Source organism: Methanosarcina sp., from assembly GCF_035390745.1.
Lineage (GTDB): Archaea > Halobacteriota > Methanosarcinia > Methanosarcinales > Methanosarcinaceae > Methanosarcina.
Map to the genome: position 1 here is coordinate 1 of NZ_DAOOUJ010000114.1, position 4,363 is coordinate 4,363.

The following is a 4,363-nucleotide window of genomic DNA, read 5'->3' on the forward strand; positions in this document are numbered from 1 at the left end:
GTCAGGCAGTTTCGGAACTGATGGGTGTGGTGCTCATGATATCCATTGTCGTGCTTGCCTTTTCTTCAATTGCTGTTACAGTATTTTCAGATGGAGGGACGATGGATCCCACGCATACCCCACATACCAACCTTCGGGAAAACATTAACACGTCAGGAGATACCGTGGAGATCTTCCATAACGGGGGAGAGGCAATTGATCTTAAAGACATCAAGATAATACTCGACGTTGATGGGCAGCAGGCAGAATTCAATATGTCTGATTCTACTGTCAAAGTCTTTGATCCCGAAGGTCACCAACTGCCCTCTGACGGCGTTTTTGCGCTCGGGGATTACATCGTAATAGACCCCAGCAGTAAAATAAATATTGAACACGGAGATGTCGTTAATTTCTACTTTGTGCACACGGAATCCAGCCAAGTGATTCAGAAAACAAAACTCTGGACTGATGGCAAGGAGTTCCCTGATTGGATAACTCCTCATACATTTCCTGGTGGGACAGCATATGATAATTACACGAAAAAACCGCTGGAAACGGAGTTTGTCGATAAAATCAAAGATGGAAAATCCACAAGCACCCATATACCAAAAAATGAAATGACATACGAAAATTTTACTTTTGCCATAAATACAGAGGAGCTGGAAATTCCAGAAGGCACATTATTTACTAATATTACCCTGAAAATTGTCTGCACACGACATGATAACAGTCCGATAATACTGACACCGGCAATCAATAATGGATCCTCCCAGTGGACCCGATTGTATCCCTCAATCGAATTTAGTGGTTCAATGGATTTTGTGACTCAAAATTATACTATAACTGAATATGTGAAAAACACCACAGAACTAGAAAATCTCGAAGTCAGGATATTAGCTGATGGGCACGCGGCCAATAATGCTGATAAAACTTTCTATGTTGATTTTGTAGGCATCCATCTGGAGTTTTAACTTGTGAAGAGGGGCACGAAATCAGGGGTTTGAAGATATGACAGCAAACTTTTCAGAAAATTCACGAGAAAGCAAGTTCTTTTCTCTCCGTTCAGAAGCTGCATCATCAACGGTTGTAGGGGCAGTTTTGTTGCTTGCGATCATTGTTAGCGTATTTTCGGTGGTAAGAATTGGTTATATCCCGGAATGGAAAAATGATGCGGAATATTCACACATGAATGATGTTTGGGAGGATATGTCGGACCTCAAATCAAAAATCGACTTGATGACCATAGCCCTAGCATCAGAACCAAATTCTCAGAACACCGTTACTATGAATGTACCTTTCCATATGGGAGGGGGAGATGTCCCTCTTATTGGCACCATAAAGTCCAGTGGAACCCTTTCGGTAAACAAGGATGAGTGTGAAATAAAAATAACTACAAATTCTGATGGGAATTGGAACAATACAACCACTTGTGGTGCTGTAAGCTACGCTTCGCAGAACAGGTATTATGTAGACCAGGAATTTACATACGAAGGAGGAGCTTTAATCCTTTCTCAGGGGGAAAGATCCTCTATGATGCTTTACCCTTCGATTCGATTCTCCAGAGCACCGGCAAATGGATTCAATGCTTCGATTCACATTGTGGAGATCGAAAAATATAGGTTTGCACCCTCCGACACCATATCCTCGAATACAGGATGCTCTCTGCGCATCACCGGCAAAGAGTTTACTCCCCTCTATGACAGCGAGAAGGACAGTTCGGGCAACATAAGTTCCTTCACTTTAACGGTTAATACTGACCATCCTGAAGCCTGGTATCTTTACCTTAAAGAAACAATGGAAGATTCAAAGATAAAAAATTCTGATTATGACCTCCCACAACCAACAAATAATACTGTAAGTTTAACCTTCCCCTCTGAATCAAGTGGTAAGGACCTTAGCAGGCTCTATGTGAGTAAGACAATTGTAAAAGTAGAACCGGGAATAGGAATCTAAGCTGACATTGAACAAGGAAGCAAGGGGAAAGAAAGAAATGTCTCGGAAAAGCCTATTAAAAGCCGAATCCGCCGCAGCAGTCGCAATTGCAGCTGTGCTGCTTCTGGGGCTCGCATTCACTGTAATCTCCATAGTCAAACTGAACTATGCTCCAGAATGGAAAATTGATGCTGAAAGAGACTTTAGTTATGATGCATGGAGCAATATGGAGGATGTGAAGACCAGGGCAGATTTATTCACCCAATTCATGAGTGCGGATATCAATTATCCATATGGGCTTTCCGCAACTGTTCCTTTCAGCATGGGAGGAGGAGATGTCCCGGTATTTGAGCCCTCCAAATCAAACAGTAAGCTTGCAGTAAACACAGAAGAATGTACAATGAACATTACTTTCGGCAATCATACCCTTGACCCGGTTGACTGCGGGGGAGTCACCTATTATTCAGAAAACAGGCAGTACCCTGATCAGATTTTCAGGTATGAAAACGGAGCCCTCATCCTTGCCCAGGGGGATAATTCCCAGATGAAGCGTGACCCTTTATTCAATATACAGAAAAACATGAGCAATTATAATTATACAGTCACCATTAATGCCATCAGCCTTACAGGAGATACAGAATCCATATCCTCCAGCACCCTTACTGCCCTGCGTCTTACCGGATGCTCAGTAGATCCTGTTCTCAACAGTGATGACTACAACCAGAGTATAGATTCACTTAATCTGAGTATTTCCACCCGCTATACAGATGCCTGGACAACTTACCTTAACAATACGGCAAAAGATGCCGGACTTAAGTACGGCACCAATTATACCATCAACTCCACAGATGACTGTGTGTGCCTTTCTTTCCTCCCCTCAGGCAATAACTACAGTATCTACGTCAATAAAACCGTACTCTGTGCAGAACTTGGAAGAACAGGGGGAGGAGGAAACCTGCCTGGTGGAAGCTTGTCTGGTGGAAGCGGAAACGTGATGAAAAAAGGTATCTGGTATTACTTCGATACCGTTTCGGACTCCAACTATAAACAATACATGAACTATCTGAAAGACTATAACTCAGGAGTTAATCTTTCAATCAATAGTACCGGAAAAGAGCTAAATGGTTACACAGCCAGCAGCAACGTATTCCCGTTTAGTCTCAACAATAATCCTTCGGAATTGACTTTTAAATTCAGTAATTTCACAACATTCGAGTCAAAACCCAGCTCAGTTACATTAGTAATGATTTACCATCCCACAGTAGACACTCCCAAATATCTGAATATGAGTATCGCAGGCAAATCTGTTCCAATATTGACCGGAGATAGTAAAAAATATTGGTATTTGTACAACCAGACTGTGGACGTTACAGGGATATCGATGGATTATCCTTCAAACCTCACATTATACATGAAAATTGAAGAACATAACAATAAATATATAAATGTAGATTATCTCGCAGTACGTCTGAACTGATGGAAAAGAAAAAGGCATATGGACGCTATACCCGCTTATACCGAAAGGATAAGATGGAAAACAGATCCATATGCCTGAAAAATACACTACCCCTTACCCTGCCAGAAGAATCCATTCTGACGGTAGGGCTGAAGATACCGAAGTTCTGCTTGCAAAAGAATGCCCTGTTAAACTTTTTCTCGACGGCAAACCGTTTACAACTCTTTTTGCCTCCCCGCTTGAACAGAAAGAACTTGCAGTAGGCCACCTGATTACAGAAGGAATTATCAGTTTCAGGGAGATTGCCGGGGTTGAGGTAGAAGGCAGTGAGGTTCATGTCCTGACTCAAAAGAAAAAAAGCCCAATTCCGACTGAATTCCCCCAGAAGACCGTGGAAGCCGAAAAACAACCTTTTGTAAATTCAGACGCTGTTTTTGACCCTGAAGCTCTTTTTGCAGGCACAGGTTACCTCGAATCCGATACATACAAACTTACCAGGGGAACACATCTTGCCGCCCTTATAGACAAAAAAGGAAAGCTTGCAGTCCAGATCGTTGACGTAGGCAGGCACAATGCCGTAGACAAAGTTGTGGGAGCTGCTTTTCTCAGGGGGCTTGACCTCTCGCAAATGTACATGCTTTCCACAGGCAGGCAGCCCGCTTACATGGTCACTAAAGCAGCCCGTGCAGGAATTCCCCTTGTCGCCACCAAAGCCATGCCCTTTGACTCCGGAGTAGAAGCCGCAAAAAAAGCAAATATGTGTCTCGTCGGACAATTGAGACAGGAGTCAATGCTAGTATTTGCGAATGAGTGGCGGGTCAAAACGAAAACATAAAAAGTAAGAAGAGTTAAACGTGAAGAAAAATTGCAGCCAAACTTATCCATAAGTTAGTCTGCTTGAGCGAGCGAAGCGAGTATTTCAAATGAGTATTCTAAACCATAAATACTCCCATTTGACCACTTGTTTATCTATTCTTGTCACCAAACCTTTATTGG

General features: G+C 42.6%; 4 protein-coding genes. All 4 read left to right on the forward strand.

Annotated features, from left to right (window positions below; translation table 11 throughout):
• On the forward strand, nt 1-950 hold a 950-nt coding region (locus tag PLL47_RS14560; protein ID WP_324447250.1), incomplete at its 5' end, for a type IV pilin N-terminal domain-containing protein.
• Nucleotides 951-987: 37 nt separating this feature from the next.
• A complete protein-coding gene (locus tag PLL47_RS14565) occupies nt 988-1,932 on the forward strand; it encodes a DUF7289 family protein (protein ID WP_324447251.1) in 945 nt (314 codons plus the stop codon).
• A gap of 37 nt (nt 1,933-1,969) precedes the next feature.
• Complete coding sequence (locus PLL47_RS14570; protein ID WP_324447253.1) at nt 1,970-3,388, forward strand: DUF7289 family protein; 1,419 nt, start codon at nt 1,970-1,972, stop codon at nt 3,386-3,388.
• 70 nt (nt 3,389-3,458) lie between these two features.
• Entirely contained in the window at nt 3,459-4,202 is a 744-nt protein-coding gene (gene fdhD, locus PLL47_RS14575) for a formate dehydrogenase accessory sulfurtransferase FdhD (RefSeq protein WP_324447256.1), read from the forward strand.
• The last annotated feature ends 161 nt before the right edge of the window (nt 4,203-4,363 follow it).

What these genes read in the sequence shown, in the direction of transcription:
- fdhD (WP_324447256.1), top strand. Translation starts at nt 3,459, where the DNA reads ATGCCTGAAAAATACACTACCCCTTACCCTGCCAGAAGAATCCATTCT.
- PLL47_RS14565 (WP_324447251.1), top strand. Translation starts at nt 988, where the DNA reads ATGACAGCAAACTTTTCAGAAAATTCACGAGAAAGCAAGTTCTTTTCT.
- PLL47_RS14570 (WP_324447253.1), top strand. Translation starts at nt 1,970, where the DNA reads ATGTCTCGGAAAAGCCTATTAAAAGCCGAATCCGCCGCAGCAGTCGCA.